This window comes from Streptomyces poriticola, assembly GCF_036689765.1.
In the GTDB taxonomy this organism is placed as follows: Bacteria; Actinomycetota; Actinomycetes; order Streptomycetales; family Streptomycetaceae; genus Streptomyces; species Streptomyces poriticola.
Genome location: NZ_JBAGKH010000034.1, coordinates 1 through 22,285, shown reverse-complemented (window position 1 = coordinate 22,285; position 22,285 = coordinate 1). Strand labels below are relative to the sequence as shown.

Annotated in this window: 16 protein-coding genes; 12 read left to right on the top strand and 4 right to left on the bottom strand. The window is 73.8% G+C overall.

Going from position 1 to position 22,285, the window contains the following annotated elements; translation table 11 throughout:
- Window positions 1-218 precede the first annotated feature (218 nt).
- From V5O46_RS27750 to hemW, 3 genes are all read left to right on the top strand, one after another.
- The gene (locus V5O46_RS27750; RefSeq protein WP_332887456.1) at window positions 219-2,096 is read left to right on the top strand and encodes an AMP-dependent synthetase/ligase; all 1,878 of its coding nucleotides are present in this window, start codon (window positions 219-221) and stop codon (window positions 2,094-2,096) included.
- Between the two features lie 258 nt (window positions 2,097-2,354).
- Window positions 2,355-4,499 carry a SpoIIE family protein phosphatase gene (locus V5O46_RS27745; RefSeq protein WP_332887455.1) on the top strand — a complete coding sequence of 715 codons (2,145 nt, stop codon included), beginning with the start codon at window positions 2,355-2,357 and terminating at the stop codon, window positions 4,497-4,499.
- 27 nt (window positions 4,500-4,526) lie between these two features.
- Complete coding sequence (gene hemW, locus V5O46_RS27740; protein WP_332887454.1) at window positions 4,527-5,759, top strand: radical SAM family heme chaperone HemW; 1,233 nt, start codon at window positions 4,527-4,529, stop codon at window positions 5,757-5,759.
- 126 nt (window positions 5,760-5,885) lie between these two features.
- Here the strand turns inward: hemW and V5O46_RS27735 are convergent, their stop codons facing one another.
- Both V5O46_RS27735 and V5O46_RS27730 read right to left on the bottom strand, forming a co-directional pair.
- A complete protein-coding gene (locus tag V5O46_RS27735) occupies window positions 5,886-6,689 on the bottom strand; it encodes a DUF3097 domain-containing protein (protein WP_332887453.1) in 804 nt (267 codons plus the stop codon).
- 34 nt (window positions 6,690-6,723) lie between these two features.
- Window positions 6,724-7,455: an MBL fold metallo-hydrolase gene (locus V5O46_RS27730; protein WP_332887452.1), complete on the bottom strand. Its 732-nt coding sequence runs from the start codon at window positions 7,453-7,455 to the stop codon at window positions 6,724-6,726.
- A 162-nt stretch (window positions 7,456-7,617) separates the two neighbouring features.
- On the opposite strand from V5O46_RS27730, the gene hrcA reads away from it, so the two are divergent.
- The 8 genes from hrcA (at window position 7,618) to V5O46_RS27690 (ending at window position 18,215) form a co-directional block, all read left to right on the top strand.
- The gene (hrcA, locus tag V5O46_RS27725) at window positions 7,618-8,634 is read left to right on the top strand and encodes a heat-inducible transcriptional repressor HrcA (RefSeq protein WP_332887451.1); all 1,017 of its coding nucleotides are present in this window, start codon (window positions 7,618-7,620) and stop codon (window positions 8,632-8,634) included.
- Window positions 8,635-9,774, top strand: coding sequence for a molecular chaperone DnaJ (gene dnaJ / locus V5O46_RS27720; RefSeq protein WP_332887450.1), 1,140 nt, complete (start codon window positions 8,635-8,637; stop codon window positions 9,772-9,774).
- A 451-nt stretch (window positions 9,775-10,225) separates the two neighbouring features.
- Window positions 10,226-11,311: a nitronate monooxygenase gene (locus V5O46_RS27715; RefSeq protein ID WP_332887449.1), complete on the top strand. Its 1,086-nt coding sequence runs from the start codon at window positions 10,226-10,228 to the stop codon at window positions 11,309-11,311.
- The gene (locus tag V5O46_RS27710; RefSeq protein WP_332887448.1) at window positions 11,308-12,057 is read left to right on the top strand and encodes a 16S rRNA (uracil(1498)-N(3))-methyltransferase; all 750 of its coding nucleotides are present in this window, start codon (window positions 11,308-11,310) and stop codon (window positions 12,055-12,057) included. Before V5O46_RS27715 ends, V5O46_RS27710 begins: the two co-directional genes overlap by 4 nt.
- A 537-nt stretch (window positions 12,058-12,594) precedes the next feature.
- Entirely contained in the window at window positions 12,595-15,789 is a 3,195-nt protein-coding gene (locus V5O46_RS27705) for a S41 family peptidase (RefSeq protein WP_332887447.1), read from the top strand.
- 147 nt (window positions 15,790-15,936) lie between these two features.
- Window positions 15,937-16,290, top strand: coding sequence for a histidine triad nucleotide-binding protein (locus tag V5O46_RS27700; RefSeq protein ID WP_332887446.1), 354 nt, complete (start codon window positions 15,937-15,939; stop codon window positions 16,288-16,290).
- Window positions 16,291-16,296: 6 nt separating this feature from the next.
- A complete protein-coding gene (locus V5O46_RS27695) occupies window positions 16,297-17,202 on the top strand; it encodes a ribonuclease Z (protein ID WP_332887445.1) in 906 nt (301 codons plus the stop codon).
- A gap of 20 nt (window positions 17,203-17,222) precedes the next feature.
- Complete coding sequence (locus V5O46_RS27690; protein ID WP_332887444.1) at window positions 17,223-18,215, top strand: adenosine deaminase; 993 nt, start codon at window positions 17,223-17,225, stop codon at window positions 18,213-18,215.
- A 40-nt stretch (window positions 18,216-18,255) separates the two neighbouring features.
- Here V5O46_RS27690 and V5O46_RS27685 read toward each other — a convergent pair whose 3' ends face one another.
- Window positions 18,256-19,623 (bottom strand): MFS transporter, encoded by a 1,368-nt coding sequence (locus V5O46_RS27685; protein WP_332887443.1) that lies wholly within the window; start codon window positions 19,621-19,623, stop codon window positions 18,256-18,258.
- A gap of 303 nt (window positions 19,624-19,926) precedes the next feature.
- Between V5O46_RS27685 and V5O46_RS27680 the strand changes: the two genes are divergently transcribed.
- Window positions 19,927-21,114 carry a carbohydrate kinase family protein gene (locus tag V5O46_RS27680; protein WP_408649071.1) on the top strand — a complete coding sequence of 396 codons (1,188 nt, stop codon included), beginning with the start codon at window positions 19,927-19,929 and terminating at the stop codon, window positions 21,112-21,114.
- A 101-nt stretch (window positions 21,115-21,215) separates the two neighbouring features.
- Here V5O46_RS27680 and era read toward each other — a convergent pair whose 3' ends face one another.
- Window positions 21,216-22,169 (bottom strand): GTPase Era, encoded by a 954-nt coding sequence (gene era / locus V5O46_RS27675; RefSeq protein WP_332887441.1) that lies wholly within the window; start codon window positions 22,167-22,169, stop codon window positions 21,216-21,218.
- Window positions 22,170-22,285: the final 116 nt, after the last annotated feature.

Here is a 22,285-nt window from a genome sequence, read left to right as displayed (position 1 = left end):
CTGCGACCTGCCCATGTCTGTAGGAAGTGACAGGGAACTGACGGGGTACGGACCCTTACGCCGTGGCCGACCTGCCTCTACTCTGTCCCTGCCCGATGGTTACTCGTGAGTTAAACAACTGTCCGGAAGCCGTACCCCATACGTACCCGAGAGTCACACCCCAGAGACAGACCAGCCCGACCTGAGCCAGCCGCACCGTCGCGGGCCCGGAGGATGTCGTGAGCGACACACAGACACTGATCGAGAACCGTCCGCCCTCCGTGGCGGGCCTCTTCCTGGAGCGCGTGGCGGCCACGCCGGACGCGGAGGCCTACCGGTACCCCGTCCCGCCGGCCTCCGGAGAGGGCCCGGACGACTGGAAGTCGCTGAGCTGGGGACAGGCCGCGGAGCGCGTCTTCGCGATCGCCGCCGGTCTGATCGAGCTCGGGGTGGAGCCGGAGCAGCGGGTGGCGCTCGCCTCGGCGACCAGGATCGAGTGGATCCTGGCCGACCTCGGCATCATGTGCGCGGGCGCGGCGACCACCACCGTCTATCCGCAGACCAACGCCGACGAGTCGGCGTACATCCTCTCCGACTCCCAGAGCCGCGTGCTCGTCGCGGAGGACGCCGAGCAGCTCGCCAAGGCGCGCGAGAAGCGCGGCGAACTGCCGGACCTCACCCATGTGGTGGTGATCGACCCGGAGGGGGCCGACACCGGCGAGGACTGGATCCTGACCCTCGCCGAGCTGGAGTCCCGGGGCGCGGCCCGTCTGGAGAAGGACCCGGAGCTGATCAAGCAGCGGGTCGGCGCGCTCACCAAGGAGCAGCTCGCCACCCTGATCTACACCTCCGGCACCACCGGCCGCCCCAAGGGCGTCCGCCTGCCGCACGACAACTGGTCGTACATGGCGAAGGCGATCGCCGCGACCGGCCTGGTCGGCCCGGACGACGTGCAGTACCTGTGGCTGCCGCTTGCCCACGTCTTCGGCAAGGTGCTCACCTCCGGCCAGATCGAGGTCGGACACGTCACGGCCGTGGACGGCCGGGTCGACAAGATCATCGAGAATCTGCCGGTCGTCCGGCCGACGTACATGGCGGCCGTGCCGCGCATCTTCGAGAAGGTCTACAACGGGGTCGCGACGAAGGCGAAGGCCGGCGGCGGAGCCAAGTACAAGATCTTCCAGTGGGCGGCCGGAGTCGCCCGCGAGTACGCGAAGGTCACCCAGGACAACTTCCGCCGCACCGGCACCGCGAGCGCCCCCTTCGGGCTCAGGAGCAGGCACGGTCTCGCCGACAAGCTCGTCTACGCCAAGATCCGCGAGGCCTTCGGCGGCAACCTGCGCGCCTGTGTCTCCGGCAGCGCCGCCCTGGCGCCCGAGATCGGCTACTTCTTCGCCGGCGCCGGCATCCACATCCTGGAGGGCTACGGCCTCACCGAGTCCTCCGCCGCGTCCTTCGTCAACCCCGGCGAGGCCTACCGCACCGGCACCGTCGGCAAGCCGGTGCCCGGCACCGAGGTGCGCATCGCGGACGACGGCGAGATCCTGCTGCGCGGCCCCGGCATCATGGAGGGCTACCACCAGCTGCCCGAGAAGACCGCCGAGGTGCTGGAGTCCGACGGCTGGTTCCACACCGGCGACATCGGCGAGCTGTCGCCCGACGGCTATCTGCGCATCACCGACCGCAAGAAGGACCTGATCAAGACCTCCGGCGGCAAGTACATCGCGCCCGCCGAGGTCGAGGGCCAGTTCAAGGCGGTGTGCCCGTACGTCTCCAACATCCTGGTGCACGGCGCCGACCGGAACTACTGCACCGCGCTCATCGCCCTCGACGAGATCGCGATCACGGGGTGGGCGAAGGAGAACGGCCTGGAGGGCAGGCCGTACGCCGAGATCGTCGCGGCGCCCGCCACCGTCGAGATGGTGGACGGCTATGTCCGGCAGCTCAACGAGGGTCTGCAGCGCTGGCAGACGATCAAGAAGTTCCGGCTGCTGCCGCGCGACCTCGACGTCGAGCACGGTGAGATCACGCCGAGCCTGAAGCTGAAGCGGCCGGTCGTCGAGCGGGAGTACAAGCACCTCATCGAAGAGATGTACGAGGGGTCGCGCGAGGCGTAGCCCGGCGACGGCGCCGGGACCCGGGACCACCGGGGCCCGCGACCACGACGCCCGTACGGGGGCTGTGCGGCCGACCGCACAGCCCCCGTACCTGTTCGGATCCGGCCGTTCTCGTGACCGGTTCCGATCACCCACCCGGCACGGTTCTCCCCCGTGACGGCCCACTTCGGTAACTCCGTGCTTATATGCCGGTCCGGTCTGTCACTCTGTCGGCAACGACCGCGGCGTCATACGCACGATCTTCCCGGGGAGCCGTCCATGGGGGCCATTCCGACGCAGCGGGAGACCACCTCCCGTGCCAGTGGGGTGCCTGCGCACAGCGCGGAACCGTCCGCGCAGGCGCGCGCGACCCTGCCCGGAAGCTCCCTCGCGCCGGGTGCCGCCCGTGCGCTGCTGCGGCTGGCGCTCACCGACTGGACCGGGCTCCGGCTGCCCGGCACCGAGCAGCTCACCGACCGGCTCACCGAGGACGCCCTCGTGGTGGTCAGCGAACTCGTCACCAACGCCGTCGTCCACGCCGGCACCGACGTCGAGGTCTCCTGCCGACTGGAGGAGGACGGCTCCGTGGTGGTCGAGGCGTGCGACCGGCACCCGTCCCGCGCGCCGGGCGGCGGCGCCCCGGAGCGGCCGTACGACGAGCCCGAGTACGGCCGCGGACTGCGGCTGGTGGCCGCGCTCTGCGAGACCTGGGGCATCACCTACCGTGCGGGCGCCAAGACCGTGTGGGCGCGGCTGTCCCCGCACACCGGCCCGGCCGCCGCCGGGCAGCCCGGGACGCAGCCCGGGACGCAGATCGGGGCAGGCACGCCCGGGCAGGACCTCCGCTTCGCCGGACTGCTGCCGACCCACGAGCCGCAGCACGCGCGGCAGGACCGCTCCGGTGGCAGCGACGGGCCGGTCAAGGGGTCGGCCGAGGGGCCGGTCGAGGGGCCGGTCGAGGGGTCGGTCGACCGGGCGATCGGCGGGCCGGTCGAAGGACCGATCGCCGGCGTCGGGCCGGTCGACCGCGACCGCCTCGGCGAGAGCGGGGCGCCCGACGAGTACGACGGCTTCGGCGACCGCTTCAGCGACGGCTTCGGCGACCGCTTCGGCGACCGCGCCCTCCAGGACCGCGAATGGCTCGGCCGTGGCGCCCTGTCCTTTCTCGCCGAGGCCTCCGACCTGCTCGCCGGACAGCTCGACGAGGATCTGGTCACCTCACTCACCGGCCAGCTGCTCGTGCCCCGCCTCGCCGACTGGTGCGCGGTGTGGCTGGAGGACGAGTCCCCGGGCCGCCCCGGTGCGGGCACCCGGCTCGCCCGTGTCTGGCACAGCAGCGAGAGCCGCATCGAGGAACTGCGCCGGGCCCTGGAGAAGGACCCGCCGCCCCCGCCCAACCCGGCCCACCCCGGCCCGGCCGTCCACCCCTGGCCCGGCGGGGCGCTCGGCCCGCACGGGACCCACGGCGCCGCTCTCAGCTACCGTCTCGTCGCCGGCGGACGCCCCCTGGGCACCCTCGTCATCGGCCGGGCCGGACCGCCCCGCTTCCCCGACGAGATCACCGGCCTCGTCGAGGACCTCAGCCGGCGGGTGGCGCTCGCCGTCGGCGCCGCCCGCCAGTACGCCCGGCAGGCCACCATCAGCGCCGTGCTCCAGCGCGGGCTGCTGCCCGGCGCCGTCGCCGAGATCCCCGGGGTGCGCACCGCCCTCGTCCACGAGCCGTGCGACAAGGGCGGTCCCAGCGGCGACTTCTACGACCTCTTCCCGGCCGGCGACGGCCGCTGGTGCTTCGCCGTCGGCGACGTCCAGGGCAAGGGCCCGGAGGCCGCCGTCGTCATCGGCCTGGCCCGGCCCTGGCTGCGTCTGCTGGCCCGCGAGGGGTACGGCGTCCCCGGCGTCCTGGACCGCCTCAACCAGCTCCTCCTCGACGACGCCACCGAGGCCGCCGACGCCGCCGCACGCGCCCTGGTGGCCGCCGGCGCCCGCCCCGCAACCCCCGGCGACGGCCCGCAGACCCGCTTCCTGTCCCTCCTCTACGGCGAACTGGTCCCCTTCGACGGAGGCATCCGCTGCACCCTCGCCTCCGCCGGACACCCGCTGCCGCTGCTGCTCGGCCCCGACGGCACCGTCCGCACCGCCGCGCAGCCGCAGACCCTGCTCGGCGTGATAGAGGACACGACGTACCTCAGCGACACCGTCGAGCTGCGGCGCGGCGACACCCTGCTGTGCGTCACCGACGGCGTCACCGAGCGCCGCGACGGCTCCCGGCAGCTCGACGACGGCGACGGGCTCGCCGCCGCGCTCGCCGGCTGCGCGGGGCTGGACGCCGGGACGATCGCCGAACACATCCGGCGGCTGGTGCACGACTTCGGCAGCCGCCCGCCGGAGGACGACCTGGCGCTGCTGGTGCTCCAGGCGGAGTAGGGCGCCCGGTACGGGACAATGGAGGGCATGCCCTCCGCACTCCCCGACGGCGAACCCGTCCCCGCCGACGGCGCCCTCCCGGCGACCGCGCTCGCCGGGGCCGCACACCGCCCCCTCGGCTTCTACCTGCACGTGCCGTACTGCGCCACCCGCTGCGGCTACTGCGACTTCAACACCTACACCGCCACCGAGCTGCGCGGCACCGGCGGCGTGCTCGCCTCCCGGGACAACTACGCCGGAATGCTGACCGACGAGATCCGTCTCGCCCGCAAGGTGCTCGGCGACGACCCGCGCGAGGTCCGCACCGTCTTCGTCGGCGGTGGCACGCCCACCCTGCTCGCCGCGGACGACCTCGTACGGATGCTGGGGGCGATCCGCGACGAGTTCGGCCTGGCCCCGGACGCCGAGATCACCACGGAGGCCAACCCCGAGTCGGTCGACCCCGGGTATCTGGCGACCCTCCGCGAGGGCGGCTTCAACCGGATCTCCTTCGGCATGCAGAGCGCGCGGCAGCACGTCCTGCGGATCCTGGACCGCACCCACGCCCCGGGCCGCCCGGAGGCCTGCGTGGCCGAGGCCAGGGCGGCCGGTTTCGGCCATGTCAACCTCGACCTGATCTACGGCACACCGGGCGAGTCCGACGACGACTGGCGGGCCTCCCTGGACGCCGCCCTCGGAGCCGGACCCGACCACGTCTCGGCGTACGCCCTGATCGTCGAGGAGGGCACCCGGCTCGCCCACCGCATCCGGCGCGGTGAGGTCCCCATGACCGACGACGACGTCCACGCGGACCGGTACCTGATCGCCGAGGAACGGCTGTCGGCGGCCGGCTTCGACTGGTACGAGGTGTCCAACTGGGCCCGCTCCGAGGCGGGCCGCTGCCTGCACAACGAGCTGTACTGGCGCGGCGCCGACTGGTGGGGCGCGGGGCCGGGAGCGCACTCGCACGTGGGCGGCGTGCGGTGGTGGAACGTGAAGCACCCCGGGGCGTACGCGGGGGCGCTGGCGGCCGGGAGGTCGCCGGGGGCGGGACGCGAGATCCTGACGGACGAGGACCGGCGGGTGGAGCGGATCCTGCTGGAACTGAGACTCCGGGAGGGTGTCCCGCTCGCGCTGCTGAGGGACGCCGGGCTCGCGGCGTCGCGCCGTGCGCTGTCCGACGGACTCCTCCGGGAGGGGCCGTACGAGGGCGGTCGCGCGGTGCTCACGCTGCGCGGGCGGTTGCTGGCGGATGCCGTGGTGCGGGATCTGGTGGACTGAGCGTCGTTCCCCGCTCCGGCGCGGAGCGGGAACCGTCCGGCCGAGTGGACGAGCCGATCGGCGGACCGGATCCGCAGCGGCGGAGAGCGGCCCACCAGGTCCCCGCCGCCGGCGACGGGACGACGTTCAGGGCTCGGTGACATGGTCGATGAGACGTTCCACACCGCCCAGCAACTCCGGCTCCAGGTCTTTGTACGACCCCACCCGCGCCAGGATCGCCTGCCACACCGCCCCGGTGTTCTCGGCCGGCCACCCCAGCGCCCGGCACACCCCCGTCTTCCAGTCCTGACCGTGCGGCACCCGGGGCCAGCCCTCGATCCCCAGCGACGACGGCTTCACCGCCTCCCAGATGTCGACGTACGGGTGGCCCACGACCAGCGCGTGCTCGCTCGTCACCGCCTCCGCGATGCGCCACTCCTTCGAACCCGGCACCAGATGGTCCACCAGCACCCCCAGCCGCGCGTCCGGCCCCGGAGCGAAGTCGGCGACGATGGAGGGCAGGTCGTCGACACCCTCCAGGTACTCCACCACCACCCCCTCGATGCGCAGGTCGTCGCCCCAGACCTGCTCGACCAGCTCGGCGTCGTGCCGCCCCTCGACGTAGATGCGCCCGGCGCGCGCCACCCGCGCGCGGGCCCCCGGAACCGCCACCGACCCCGACGCCGTACGGGTGGGCCGCACCGGACCGGACGACGGCCGCACCAGCGTCACCACCCGCCCCTCCAGCAGGAAGCCGCGCGGTTCCATCGGGAAGACCCGGTGTTTGCCGAAACGGTCCTCCAGGGTCACCGTGCCCGCCTCGCAGCCGATCACCGCTCCGCAGAACCCGGTGCCGGGCTCCTCGACCACCAGACCGGGATCGGCGGGGACCTCCGGCACCGGCTGCGGCTTCTTCCACGGCGGGGTCAGATCGGCGGAGTACTGGCGCATTCGGCCGACGATACGAGGAATTCCGGCGCAGCGATCAGCACGACACGCCGAAGCGTTCCGCCAGCGCGTCCCGCTGCGCACGCACGAACGCCGCGTCCACCACGGCTCCGTGACCGGGCACATACCACGCGTCCTCGCCGCCGAGCCCGAGGAGCCGGTCCAGGGCGGCGGGCCAGTGCGACGGCACCGCGTCCGGGCCCGCCTGCGGCTGCCCGGACTCCTCGACCAGGTCACCGCAGAACACCACCTCCGGGTCGCCCGGCACCAGCACCGCCAGATCGTGCGCCGTGTGTGCCGGACCCAGGTTGGCCAGCAGCACCTGCCGGCCGCCGCCCAGGTCGAGCGTCCACTCGCCGCACACCCGGTGCCGGACCGGCGCCAGCGCGTCCACGGCCTCCTCGGCCCGGAGCGCGTCCAGACCGTGGGACACCGCATCCGCCCGCAGCTCGTCCCGTCCGGAGCCGGATCCGAGCACGGTGTCCACGCCCACCGCGCCGTACACCTCCGCGCCCGCGAACGCCCCCGCGCCGAGCACATGATCGAAATGTGGATGGGTCAGCGCGAGATGCGTCACACGATGACCGGCGAGCGCCTGCGCCTCGGCACGCAACCGGGCGCCCTCGCCCAGGCTCGCCCCCGCGTCGATCAGCAGCGCCGCGCCCCGGCCCACGACGAGCCCCGCCGTGCAGTCCCACACCGGCAGCCGGCACCGCCCCACACCGGCCGCCACCCTCTCCCATCCCAGCTCTTCCCAAGTCACCGTCATACCGCGACGCTAACGGGGACGGCCGGTCCGGGCACGACGGCGCAGGCCGGGCCTTGCCCGAGGCGTACCCCACGGCCGTACACTGGCCGGGGAAGTCTGGCACTCGCACGCGCCGAGTGCCAGGAGGGGAAGCCGGGCCGACGACTTCGGGAGGTGTGCGCGATGCTCAGCGAACGCAGGCTGGAGGTACTGCGCGCCATCGTCCAGGACTACGTCGGCACCGAGGAGCCCGTCGGCTCCAAGGCCCTCACCGAACGGCACAACCTCGGCGTCTCCCCGGCCACCGTGCGCAACGACATGGCGGCCCTGGAGGAGGAGGGGTTCATCGCCCAGCCGCACACCAGCGCCGGGCGCATCCCCACCGACAAGGGCTACCGGCTCTTCGTCGACCGGCTCGCCGCCGTCAAGCCCATGACCGCGCCGGAGCGCCGCGCCATCCAGAACTTCCTGGAGGGCGCCGTCGACCTCGACGACGTGGTGGCCCGGACGGTGCGGCTGCTGGCGCAGCTCACCCGGCAGGTCGCCGTCGTGCAGTACCCGTCGCTGACCCGCTCGACCGTGCGGCACGTGGAGCTGCTCTCGCTCGCGCCCGCGCGTCTGATGCTCGTGCTGATCACGGACACCGGGCGGGTGGAGCAGCGGATGGTGGACTGTCCGGCGCCGTTCGGCGAGACGTCGCTGGCGGACCTGCGCGCGCGGCTCAACAGCCGGGTCGCGGGCCGCCGCTTCACGGATGTGCCGACGCTGGTGGAGGATCTGCCGGAGGCCTTCGACCGGGAGGACCGCGGTACGGTCTCCACCGTGCTCTCCACTCTCCTGGAGACACTGGTCGAGGAGAACGAGGAGCGGCTGATGATCGGCGGCACCGCCAATCTCACCCGCTTCGGGCATGACTTCCCCCTCATGATCCGGCCGGTGCTGGAGGCACTGGAGGAGCAGATGGTGCTCCTCAAGCTGCTCGGCGAGGCGAAGGATCCGGGCGTGACCGTCCGTATCGGTCATGAGAACGCCCACGAAGGACTCAACTCCACGTCCGTCGTGTCGGTGGGCTACGGTTCGGGCGGCGAGGCGGTTGCCAAGCTCGGCGTGGTCGGACCGACCCGCATGGACTACCCGGGAACGATGGGAGCGGTACGCGCAGTGGCACGGTACGTCGGACAGATCCTGGCGGAGTCGTAGGTGGCCACGGACTACTACGCCGTTCTCGGCGTGCGCCGCGACGCGTCGCAGGATGAGATCAAGAAGGCCTTCCGGCGGCTCGCACGCGAGCTGCACCCGGACGTGAATCCGGATCCGAAGACCCAGGAGCGGTTCAAGGAGATCAACGCCGCCTACGAGGTGCTGTCGGACCCGCAGAAGAAGCAGGTCTACGACCTCGGTGGGGACCCGCTCTCGCAGGCGGGCGCGGGCGGCGGGGCCGGTGGCTTCGGCGCCGGCGGCTTCGGGAACTTCTCCGACATCATGGACGCGTTCTTCGGCACGGCGTCGCAGCGCGGACCGCGCTCGCGCACCCGCCGTGGCCAGGACGCCATGATCCGCATCGAGGTCGAGCTGGACGAGGCCGCGTTCGGCACGACCAAGGACATCCAGGTCGACACGGCCGTCGTCTGCACCACCTGCAGCGGCGAGGGCGCGGCGCCCGGCACCTCGGCGCAGACGTGCGACATGTGCCGCGGCCGGGGGGAGGTCTCCCAGGTCACCCGGTCCTTCCTGGGCCAGGTCATGACCTCCCGCCCCTGCCCCCAGTGCCAGGGCTTCGGCACGGTCGTCCCGACCCCCTGCCCGGAGTGCGCCGGCGACGGCCGCATCCGCTCCCGCCGCACCCTGACGGTGAAGATCCCGGCCGGTGTCGACAACGGCACCCGGATCCAGCTGGCCGGCGAGGGCGAGGTCGGCCCCGGCGGCGGTCCCGCGGGCGACCTGTACGTCGAGATCCACGAGCTCCCGCACGCGGTGTTCCAGCGCCGCGGCGACGACCTGCACTGCACGGTCACCATCCCGATGACGGCGGCGGCCCTCGGCACCAAGGTGCCGCTGGAGACGCTGGACGGCATGGAGGAGGTCGACATCCGGCCCGGCACCCAGTCCGGCCAGTCCATCCCGCTGCACGGCCGGGGCGTCACCCATCTGCGCGGCGGCGGCCGGGGCGACCTCATCGTCCACGTCGAGGTCCAGACGCCGTCCAAGCTCGACCCCGAGCAGGAGCGGCTGCTGCGCGAACTGGCCAAGCTCCGCGGCGAGGAACGCCCCACGGGCCAGTTCCAACCGGGTCAGCAAGGTCTGTTCTCGCGGTTGAAGGACGCGTTCAACGGCCGGTGAGGCCGGGGTGGTTCTCGTCGCGGCGGTCGGTGGCGGGGTGCTGGGGCGGGAGTGGGTCTGGTCGGTCTGTTGTCGTCGGCCGGGGGGCTGCCGGGGGTCCGGGGGTCGTCCCCCGGGCAGATTCAGCCAACCGGGTCAGCAAGGTCTGTTCTCGCGGTTGAAGGACGCGTTCAACGGCCGGTGAGGCCGGGTGGACCTCGTCGCGGCGGTCGGGGCAACGGCCGCCGACGACGGGGTGGCCGCGGGCGGTGGGTTCGCCCCTGCCACTCCTGCCCGGCCCCGGCCGTCCCCGGGGGCTGTCGCCCCCGGCCCTCCACTCCAGCCCTCCACCCCGGCCCGAACGCCCTCCTCCTCGAGCGCCGGACGGGGCGCGATTTCCGCGGATGCTCCTGGCGTATGCCAACGGAAGGCCGGATTCGGACCTGATCGGAGGACGTGGCAACATGCCGTCATGTCCTCCGCACTGACCGATCACTTCCCCTGTCCGATCGTGCAGGCTCCGATGGCGGGCGGCGTCTCCGTGCCGCGGCTCGCCGCCGCCGTCTGCGAGGCCGGGGGGCTCGGTTTCCTGGCGGCCGGCTACAAGACCGCCGACGGGATGTACCAGGAGATCAAGCAGCTGCGCGGACTGACCTCCCGCCCCTTCGGCGTCAACCTCTTCATGCCGCAGCCGGAGACCGCGGACCCCGCCGCCGTCGACGCCTACGCCCACCAGCTCGCCGGTGAGGCCGGCTGGTACGAGACCGAGCTCGGCGACCGGGACAGCGGCCGGGACGACGGCTACGACACCAAGCTCGCCGTCCTCCTCGACAACCCGGTGCCGGTGGTCTCCTTCCACTTCGGCGTCCCGAGCCGGGAGACCATCGACTCCCTGCACCGCGTCGGCACCTTCACCCTGGTCACCGCGACCACCGCGGAGGAGGCACGCGCCGTGGAGCGGTCCGGCGCCGACGCGGTGATCGCCCAGGGTGTGGAGGCCGGCGGCCACCAGGGCACCCACCGGGACCTGCCGGAGGCCGACGGCTCCGGGATCGGCCTGCTGTCGCTGGTCACCCAGGTCCGCGAGGCGGTGAGCCTGCCGGTCATCGCCGCCGGCGGCATCATGCGCGGCGCCCAGATCGCCGCGGCGCTCGCGGCCGGCGCCGACGCGGCCCAGCTCGGCACCGCTTTCCTCGCCACCTCCGAGTCCGGTGCGCACACCCTGCACAAGCAGGCGCTGACCAACCCGCTGTTCGTCCGCACCGAGCTGACCCGCGCCTTCTCCGGGCGCCCGGCCCGCGGCCTGGTCAACCGCTTCCTGCGCGAGCACGGCCCGTACGCGCCCGCCGCCTACCCGGAGGTGCACCACCTCACCAGCCCGCTGCGCAAGGCCGCGGCCAAGGCCGGTGACGCCCAGGGCATGGCACTGTGGGCGGGACAGGGCCATCGGATGGCCCGGGAGCTGCCCGCCGGGCAGCTCGTGGAGGTGCTGATGGCCGAACTCGCCGCCGCCGGGACAGCGTTGTCGGGCCGCGTCGCGGGAGGGGCGGGCCGATGACGGCACCGGTGTTCGTGGTCGACTCCCTCGGTCCGTCCGACCTGCCCGGCGGGGAGTACGTCCTCGACGGCCCCGAGGGACGGCACGCCGTCTCCGTCAAACGGCTCCGGCCGGGCGAGGGGGTCGTCCTCACCGACGGGCGCGGGCGCTGGTCCGAGGGCGTGGTCACGGCGGCCGAGGGCAAGGACCGCCTGGTGGTCGGGAACCTCGCCGAGGTCCACGAGGAACCCCCCGAGCAGCCCCGCATCACCGTCGTACAGGCGCTCCCCAAGGGCGACCGCGGCGAACTCGCGGTCGAGACCATGACCGAGGTCGGCGTCGACGCCGTCGTACCGTGGGCGGCGTCCCGCTGCATCACCCAGTGGAAGGGCGACCGGGGACTGAAGGCCCTCGCCAAGTGGCGTGCGACGGCCCGTGAATCGGGCAAGCAGTCCCGCCGGACCCGCTTCCCCGAGATCGCCGACCTGGCCACCACCAAGCAGGTCGCGGCTCTCCTCGCCGACGCCGACCTCGCCGCCGTGCTCCACGAGACCGGCGACGAGCCCCTGGCCACCGCCGAACTCCCCACCACCGGCGACATCGTGCTCGTCGTGGGCCCCGAGGGAGGCGTCTCCCCGGAGGAGTTGGCCCTCTTCGCCCGGTCCGGTGCCAGGCCCTGCGTCCTGGGCCGCACCGTCCTGCGCACCTCCACCGCCGGCACGGCGGCGACGGCCCTGCTGCTGGGCCGCACCGGCCGCTGGGGCTGATCTCCGCACCCCCGCCGGGGTCCCGAGGAGTGGCCGTATGCACTCCACCGGTGCGGCGGGCACGGTGGCAGGCTGCCCTCCACGGGCGGGCCCGAGGGGATGTGGCCCGCGGCGCACGGGCGGTGGATGGTGCCGGTGGCCGCGACCGCCCTGACCGTCCGGCTCCCCGTCGCGTGGGGCGGGGGCCGGTGAGCCCGGCGGGCTGGGCTGAGCTGGGGCCGGTGAGCCCGGCGGGCTGAGCTGGGGCCCGTGGGCCCGGCGGGCTGAGCTCCGCCTCCGTCGCCCACCCCACCGGTGTGACCGGGACCCGGGACCTGGCGCGGCGCGACGCCGGGGTGCGCCGGCACGGCTGCCGCGCGTCGTCCGGGGACTGCCGGAACGGCGATCCGGGGCGGAGCGGGCCCCGGTCCACCGCCGCCGTGACCGTCACCAGGACCGTCCGGTGCCGGGAACACCCCGGCTGCCGGCCCGGGGGCAAGCGATCCGAACTGATCCAAACCCCTGTCCGGCCGCGCCCCCGCTGCATAGGGTGAGGGCGTGACACAGTCCGCAGCGCCTGCCTACCTCCGGTTTCCGCACCCGCACGGCGAGTCGGTCGCCTTCACCGCCGAGGACGACGTCTGGCTCGCCCCGCTCGACGGTGGCCGGGCCTGGCGGGTCAGCGCCGACAACGTGCCGGTGACCCAGCCCCGCATCTCGCCCGACGGCACCACCGTCGCCTGGACCTCCACCCGCGACGGCGCCCCCGAGGTGCACATCGCGCCCGTCGACGGCGGACCCGCCACCCGCCTCACCCACTGGGGGAGCATCAGGACCCAGGTGCGCGGCTGGACCCCCGACGGGCGCGTCCTGGCCATCAGCACCCACGGCCAGGCCAGCCTGCGCCGCACCTGGGCCCGCGCCGTCCCGCTGGACGGCGGACCGGCCGCCGCCCTGCCCTACGGACCGGTCGGCGACGTCGCCTACGGGCCGCACACCGTGCTGCTGTCCGCCGGGGGCCGCGAGGCCGCCTGGTGGAAGCGGTACCGGGGCGGCACCGCGGGCCGGCTGTGGATCGACCCCGACGGCAGTGGGGAGTTCGTGCGGCTGCACGAAGGGCTCGACGGCAACATCGAGTACCCGCTGTGGGTGGGGGAGCGCGTCGCGTTCCTCTGCGACCACGAGGGCACCGGCGCGCTGTACTCCTCCCTCGCCGACGGCTCCGACCTGCGCCGGCACACCGCTCTCGACGGGTTCTACGCCCGGCACGCCGCCACCGACGGCCGCCGCGTCGTGTACTCCAGCGCCGGTGAGCTGTGGGTGCTGGACGACCTCGACGGCGCCGAGCCGCGCCGCCTCGACGTCCGGCTCGGCGGTTCGCGCGTCGACCTGCAGCCCTACCCGGTGAACGTCACGCGTTTCTTCGGCTCCGCCGCTCCCGACCACACCGCCCGCGGCAGCGCCGTCGCCGTCCGCGGCGGCGTGCACTGGGTCACCCACCGCTCCGGTCCCGCCCGCGCGCTGGCGGCGACCCCCGGTGTCCGCGCCCGGCTGCCGCGCACCTTCCGCGCCGAGGGCGAGGAGTGGGTGGTGTGGGTGACCGACGCCGAGGGCGACGACGCGCTGGAGTTCGCTCCCGCCACCGGCCTGCTGCCCGGCGCCACCCCGCGCCGGCTTGCCGCCGGACATCTGGGCCGGGTGCTGGAACTGGCCATGGCGCCCGACGGCAGCCGCGCCGCCGTCGCCTCCCACGACGGGCGCGTCCTGCTCGTCGAACGCGAGACCGGCGAGGTCCGCGAGGTCGACCGCAGCGCGGACGGCGACGTGTCCGGGCTGGTCTTCTCACCCGACTCGGCCTGGCTCGCCTGGTCCCACCCCGGCCCGCGCCCGCTGTCCCAGCTCAGGCTCGCCGACACCACCGACCTGACGGTCACCGAGGCCACCCCGCTGCGTTTCCAGGACTACGCGCCCGCCTTCACCCTCGACGGCAAGCACCTCGCGTTCCTGTCCGCCCGCGCCTTCGACCCGGTCTACGACGAGCACGTCTTCGACCTCGCGTTCGTCGAGGGCGCCCGCCCCTACCTGATCACGCTCGCCGCGACCACCCCGTCGCCGTTCGGCCCGCAGCGGCACGGCCGCCCCTTCGAGGCACCCGACAAGGACGAGACCCCCGACAGCGAGGGCACCCCCGCCACCCGCGTCGACCTGGAGGGACTCGCCGACCGGATCGTGCCGTTCCCCGTGGAGGCCGCCCGCTACACCGACCTGCGCGCCGCCAAGGACGGCGTGCTCTGGCTGCGGCACCCCGTCACCGGCGTGCTCGGTGCCTCCCGCGCCACCCCCGAGGACCCCGACCCCAAGAGCGATCTGGAGCGCTACGACCTCGCCCAGCAGCGCATCGAGCATCTCGCCGCCGACGCCGACCACTTCGAGGTCAGCGGCGACGGCAAGCGGGTGCTGCTGTGGACCGACGGCCGGCTGAAGGTCGTCCCCAGCGACCGCCGCGCCTCCAACGACGAGGACAGCGACACCAACATCACCGTCGACCTCTCCCGGGTACGCCAGACCATCGACCCGGCGGTCGAGTGGCGGCAGATGTACGAGGAGACCGGCCGCATCATGCGGGACAACTTCTGGCGGCCCGACATGAGCGGCGTCGACTGGGACGGCGTGCTGGACCGCTACCGTCCCGTCCTCGACCGGCTCGCCACCCACGACGACCTGGTCGACCTGCTGTGGGAGGTGCAGGGCGAACTCGGCACCTCGCACGCCTACGTCATCCCCCGCGGCGGTCACGGCTCCGGCGCCCGCCAGGGCCTGCTCGGCGCCGACCTCTCCCGCCACGAGGACGGCGCCTGGCGCATCGACCGCGTGCTTCCCTCGGAGACCTCCGACCCCGACGCCCGCTCCCCGCTCGCCGCGCCCGGCGTCGCCGTCCGTGCGGGCGACACGATCGTCGCGGTCGCCGGGCAGCCCGTCGACCCGGTCGCCGGCCCCGGGCCGCTGCTGGTCGGCACGGCGGGCAAGCCGGTGGAGCTGACGATCCTCCCGTCCGGCGGCGGCGAACCGCGGCACGCCGTGGTGATCCCGCTCGCCGACGAGGAACCCCTGCGCTACCACGCCTGGGTCGCCGACCGGCGTGCCTACGTCCACGAGCACTCCGGCGGCCGGCTCGGCTACCTCCACGTACCCGACATGCAGGCGCCCGGCTGGGCGCAGATCCACCGCGACCTGCGCGTCGAGGTCGCCCGCGAGGGACTGGTCGTGGACGTCCGGGAGAACCGCGGCGGCCACACCTCCCAGCTGGTCGTCGAGAAACTGGCCCGCCGGATCGTCGGCTGGGACCTGCCGCGTGGCATGCGTGCCGAGAGCTACCCGCGGGACGCGCCGCGCGGCCCGGTGGTCGCCGTCGCCAACGAGTTCTCCGGCTCCGACGGCGACATCGTCAACGCCGCGATCAAGGCACTCGGGCTCGGCCCGGTGGTCGGCACGCGGACCTGGGGCGGAGTCGTCGGTATCGACAGCCGCTACCGGCTGGTCGACGGCACGCTGGTCACCCAGCCCAAGTACGCCTTCTGGCTGGAGGGGTACGGGTGGGGCGTGGAGAACCACGGCGTCGACCCGGACGTCGAGGTACCGCACCGCCCGCAGGACCACGCCGCCGGCCGCGACCCCCAGCTCGACGAGGCCGTCCGACTCGCCCTCGCGGCCCTGGAGCGGACCCCCGCGAAGACGCCCCCGGGCCTGCCCTAGCGCCGGCGAGCGGGCCGGAGCACCTCCCCGGTGCCGCGAGGCCCGGGAGGTGCCCAGGGACGCCACGGGTGGGCACAGGCGGGAACGACTGCCCGCGCAGGGTGGATACGATGCCCTTGGAAGAGATCACCGGCGTGAGGAGGTCCCATGGCTGGGGAACCGCAGGACGACTGTCTGTTCTGCAAGATCGTCGCGGGGCAGATCCCGGCGACGATCGTCCGGGAGACGGACACCACCGTCGCCTTCCGCGACATCAACCCGCAGGCTCCCACGCACATCCTGGTGATCCCCAAGGCCCACCACCGGGACGCCGCCGCGCTGGCCACCGCCGAGCCCGCCCTCGCCGCGGACGTGCTGCGCGAGACGCAGGCGGTCGCCGACGAGGAGAAGCTGGAGAGCTACCGCGTCGTCTTCAACACCGGCAGCGGCGCCGGCCAGACCGTGTGGCACGCCCACGCGCACGTGCTGGGCGGCCGCGGCATGGAATGGCCCCCCGGGTAGGCACAGTTGTCCGTACGTGAACTGGTGGTCCTGGGCACTGCCAGCCAGGTCCCGACCCGGCACCGCAACCACAACGGCTACCTGCTGCGCTGGGACGGCGAAGGCATCCTGTTCGACCCCGGCGAGGGCACCCAGCGCCAGATGCTGCGCGCCGGGGTCGCCGCGCACGACCTGAACCGGATCTGCGTCACCCACTTCCACGGCGACCACAGCCTCGGCCTGGCCGGGGTGATCCAGCGCATCAACCTCGACCGGGTGCCGCACGGGATCACCGCCCACTACCCGCGCTCCGGCCAGCGCTTCTTCGACCGGCTCCGGTACGCCACCGCCTACCGCGAGACCGTCGACCTCACCGAGGCCCCGGTCGACATCGACGGCACCGTCGCGGTCACCCCCGCCTACACCCTGCGGGCCCACCGGCTCTCCCACCCCGTGGAGTCCTTCGGTTACCGGCTCACCGAGCCCGACGGCCGCCGTATGCTGCCCGACCGGCTCGCCGCGCACGGCATCAAGGGCCCCGACGTGGGCCGCATCCAACGCGCGGGCGAACTGAACGGCGTACGCCTGGAGGACGTCAGCGAGGTGCGGCGCGGCCAGCGGTTCGCGTTCATCATGGACACCCGGCTGTGCGAGGGCGTGCACGCGCTCGCCGAGGGCTGCGACCTGCTGGTGATCGAGTCGACGTTCCTCGACGACGACGAGGAACTCGCCGTGGAGCACGGTCATCTGACCGCCGGCCAGGCGGCCCGCGCGGCCCGGGACGCGGGCGTACGGCACCTGGTCCTCACCCACTTCAGCCAGCGCTACACCGACCCGGAGGAGTTCGAGCGGCAGGCGCGGGCCGCCGGATACGCCGGCGAGCTGACCGTGGCCCATGATCTGCTGCGGGTGGCGGTACCGAAACGCCGGTGACACCCTCGTACGATGCTCTGATGCCTCTGCCCAAAGCCGAACTGCACCTGCATATCGAAGGTACCCTGGAGCCTGAGCTGGCCTTCGAGCTGGCCGGGCGCAACGGTGTGCCGCTGCCCTACGCCGGCACGGACGCCCTCCGCGAGGCCTACCGCTTCACCGACCTGCAGTCCTTCCTGAACCTGTACTACGAGCTGATGGCGGTCCTGCGCACCGAGCAGGACTTCGCGGACCTCGCCGACGCCTATCTGGCCCGCGCCGCCGCGCAGGGCGTGCGGCACGCGGAGATCTTCTTCGACCCGCAGGCGCATCTCGCCCGCGGAGTCGGCATGGACACGGTCGTCGAGGGGCTGTGGCGGGCGCTGGGCCGCAGCGAGGAGAAGCACGGCGTCTCCACCCGGCTGATCATGTGCTTCCTGCGGGACGAGACCGCCGAGTCGGCGATGCGTACGCTGCGGGCCGCTCAGCCGTACCTCGGCCGGATCACGGGCGTCGGCCTGGACTCCGCCGAGACGGGTCATCCGCCGGCGAAGTTCCGCGAGGTGTACGAGGCCGCGACCGCCCTCGGGCTGCGCCGGGTCGCGCACGCGGGTGAGGAGGGCCCGCCGGAGTACATCACCGAGGCCCTGGACGTGCTCGGCGTCGAGCGCGTCGACCACGGGCTGCGCTGCACCGAGGACCCGGAGCTGGTGGAGCGGCTGGTGCGGGACCGGGTCCCGCTCACCCTGTGCCCGCTGTCCAACGTCCGGCTGCGCACCGTCGACGCCCTCGCCGACCACCCGCTTCCCGCCATGCTGGACGCCGGCCTGATGTGCACCGTCAACTCCGACGACCCGGCCTACTTCGGTGGCTACGCCGGGGACAACTTCGACGCCGTCCGCGACACCCTCGGCCTGTCCGAGGAGCGGCTGCGCGACCTGGCCCGGAACTCCTTCCACGCCGCCTTCCTGGACGACGACGAGGAGCGCCGGGCCCGCTGCCTAGCGGAGGTGGAGGCGTACACCTTCGGGTAGGGCCTGGCGCGTTCGGCAGGGCCCGGCCGTCCTGCGGCGCTCAGTCCGTGCCGGACCCGGGTGCGGTCGCCGAGTGCCGCGGCCCCGCGGTGCCGTAGTCCCGCTGGACCGGGACGGCCGGGGCGTCCACCGGGATCTCCACCACCGGCTGCTCCGGAGCACCGACCTCCGGCACCGCGCCGCTCGGCGTGCCGGTGGCCGCGGCGACCACGGCCGCCGGGTGGCCGCCCCGGCGGCGCACTGCGCCGGGCAGCAGCGGGCGCCCGCCGGTGTGCAGCGCCACGGCGGTCATCGGCACCGCGGCCAGCAGCAGTGCGGCGCCCAGCACCACGCCCATCACCGGGAACCCGGCCTGAGCGGAGAGCACCCCGCCGGCCAGCGGTCCGGCCGCGGTGCCCAGCGAGGCCGCAGACCCGACCAGCACCGCCCACCGGCCACGGGAGTCCAGTGAGGCGGCGAGCCCGATCAGGTACGACAGCACCACCGGGTAGAGCGTGTTCCAGGCGATCTGCCCGGCGGTGAACGCCGCGGGCCCGGTCGCGGACGCGGTCACAGCGACGCAGGCGGCGATCAGCACCGTCCCCGCGCCGATCGGCACCGCGCGCCCCAGCCGTGCCCCGAGCACCCCGGCCGTCAGCACCCCGACCAGCCCCGCGCCCAGCGCCACGGCGAACACCGCGCCCAGCGCGGCCTCTCCCAGATGCGCCTGCTCCAGGCCGATCCGGCCGCTGACGCCCCACAGGGAGTTCTGCGCGAGCGCCCAGCACGCCATGGCGGCGGCGAGCACCAGCCCCGAACGGCGCCGGGGGAGCGGGGAGCTGCCCCGGCCGGCCCCGGCCCGAGGGACACGGCCCTCGTCGCCGTCGTGCGCCGCGCCGGGCAGCCGGCCGGTCAGCGGCCACACGGCCAGCGCCGCCAGCGCGATCGCCGCCATCGGAACTCCGTGGCCGGGGCCGAGCCGCGGAACCGTCAGATAGACCGCGCCGGCCAGCGCGGACACGGTGAGCAGACCCAGCGTGGACGCCCGGTGCGGATCCCGTTCGTCGGCGATCCGGCCGGCGGCGACGGTCATGGCCGTACCGGAGCCGAACCCGCCGACGACCGCACCGGCGACGACGGCCGGGACCGCGGTGGTGAGCGCGGCGGCGCCGTAGCCGAGAGCGGCCAGGGAGAGCCCGAACCGGGCCAGCGTCCGCGCCCCGGTGCGCTCCACCCGGGAGGCGAGCAGGAAACCCGCCGAGGCCGAACTCAGCAGCAGCGCGCTGCCGACGGCGCCGGCCTGAGTGGCGGTCAGCGGCAGTCCGGTGTCCAGCCTGCCGACGGTGGTGGGCAGCAGATACGGGGCGAGGTACCCGGCTGTGAAGAGGGCGACCAGGGGCCACGGGGTGGTGGGGCGAGGGGCGAACACGGGCGTTCCCAGGGCATGCGAAGGGAAGGGGTGCGACAGCGGGGAGGCCGCGACAGCGAGGGGCCGTGGCAGCGGGAGGGAGCGACGACCGTCGACGGACAGGAACGCGCGGGCAATTTGTATCAAGCGCGGGGAGCGGCGAGCGAAGCCGAGAGACGTGATCTAGATCACACTTGGTTTAGTGCTCGGACCTCTGGGTATTCGCATGCGCCGTCGACGGATGCGCGGCCCGGTGGGCCGCAGGGGTGAGCGGGACAAGAGCGGGCTGTCAGAGGCTTGGTGCACACTGGCCTGATCCGCACCATGCCACTCCGTGTCAGGGAGCGCACCGTGACAGCGTCCACCGTGTCCACCCCGCCCGCGGTCGCCACCGGGTCCGGCGGCCACGCCGACGGCCGGTCGCACCGCCACCCGCAGGTCGACCCCCTGGCCGCCGTGCGCGCCCCCGCCGATCCGCCCTGCGACGTGTATCTCACCGGGACCGTCTTCCTCGACATCGTCTTCACCGGGCTCGACTCCGCCCCGGTGCGCGGCACCGAGTCCTGGGCCCGCGGTATGGGGTCGAGCCCCGGCGGGGTGGCCAACATGGCGACCGCGCTGGCCCGCCTCGGCCTGCACACCTCCCTCGCCGCCGCCTTCGGTGACGATCACTACGGCGACTACTGCTGGGACGCCCTGGCCCAGGGCGAGGGCATCGACCTGGCGCTCTCACGCACCGTGCCCGGATGGCACTCCCCGGTGACGGTCTCCATGGCCTACGAGGGGGAGCGCACGATGATCTCCCACGGCCACGAACCCCCGCCGGAGGAACCGGCCCCCGACTGCCCGCCGCGCGCGCGGGCCGCCGTCGCCTCGCTCACTCCCGGCCACCGCGCTCGGTGGATCACCCAGGCCGCGGCGAAGGGCACCCGCATCTTCGCCGACGTCGGCTGGGACGACACCGGGGCCTGGGACCTGGCGAGCCTGCCCGATCTCGCCCACTGCGAGGCGTTCCTGCCCAACGCCGAGGAGGCCATGCGCTACACCCGCACCGACTGCCCGCGCGCCGCCGCCCACGCCCTGACCCGGCATGTTCCCGTCGCGGTCGTCACCCTCGGCGCCGACGGCGCCTACGCGGTCGACCGGCGTACGGGGGAGACCGCCGACGTCCCCGCCATCGAGGTCGAGGCGCTGGACCCGACCGGCGCCGGGGACGTGTTCGTCGCCGGTTTCGTCACCGGCACGCTGGCCGACTGGCCACTGGCCGACCGGCTCGCCTTCGCCGGGCTGACCGCCGCCCTGTCCGTCCAGGAGTTCGGGGGCTCGCTGTCGGCGCCCGGCTGGTGCGAGATCGCGGCGTGGTGGCGCACGGTGCAGTCGGTCGAGGTGCAGGACCCGTCACCGCTGCGCCGGTACGCGTTCCTCGCCGACCTGGTCCCGGAAGACCTGATCCGGCCCTGGCCCCTGCGCAGAGCGGTCCCGACGATCGGCTTCCGCCCACCGTCGCGCTGAGCCCGCGCGTGACGACGGGCCCGGAGGGCCTGCCGGCGACGACGGGTCCAGAGGTCCCGCCAGCGACGACGGGTCCACAGGTCCCGCCGGCGACGACGGGCTCAGAAGCCGAGGCGCCGGAGCTGTTTGGGGTCGCGCTGCCAGTCCTTGGCCACCTTCACATGCAGGTCCAAGAAGACCGGCGTGCCCAGCAGCGCCTCGATGTGCTTGCGGGACTTGATCCCGACCTCCTTCAGGCGCCTGCCCTTGGGGCCGATGATGATGCCCTTCTGGCTGGACCGCTCGATGAAGACGTTCGCGTGGATGTCGAGCAGCGGCTTGTCGGCGGGGCGGTCCTCGCGCGGGAGCATCTCCTCGACGACCACGGCGATGGAGTGCGGCAACTCGTCCCGTACGCCCTCGAGCGCGGCCTCCCGGATCAGCTCGGCGACCATGACCTGCTCCGGCTCGTCGGTGAGGTCACCCTCCGGGTAGAGGGCGGGACCCTCCGGCAGCAGCGGGACCAGCAGGTCGGCCAGCAGATCCACCTGCTTGCCCGCGGTGGCCGACACCGGCACGATCTCCGCCCAGGTGATCCCCAGCTCCTTGCCGAGCCGGTCGATCGCGATCAGCTGCTCGGCCAGGGTCTTGGAGTCCACCAGGTCGGTCTTGGTGACGATCGCGATCTTCGGGGTCTTCCGGATTCCCGCCAGCTCCTTGGCGATGAACCGGTCACCGGGCCCGATCTTCTCGTTCGCCGGCAGACAGAAGCCGATCACGTCGACCTCCGCCCAGGTGGTGCGGACCACGTCGTTCAGCCGCTCGCCGAGCAGTGTGCGCGGCTTGTGCAGCCCCGGGGTGTCCACCAGGATCAGCTGGGAGTCCGGCCGGTGCACGATGCCCCGCACGGTGTGCCGGGTGGTCTGCGGGCGGTTCGAGGTGATCGCCACCTTCTGCCCGACCAGAGCGTTCGTGAGGGTGGACTTGCCCGCGTTGGGGCGGCCCACGAAGCAGGCGAAGCCGGCCCGGTGGACGACCTCGGCCGGCTCTTCGGATGTCTGGGTACGAACGCTCATGGCGCCCATTCTCCCTGATCCCCGGACCCGCGCCGTACCAGCCGCGGCCCGGCGCCCGCCCCGTGCCCGGGGATCGCGAGCGGAACGGCCGGGGCCCGGCCCCCGCACGAGCGGGG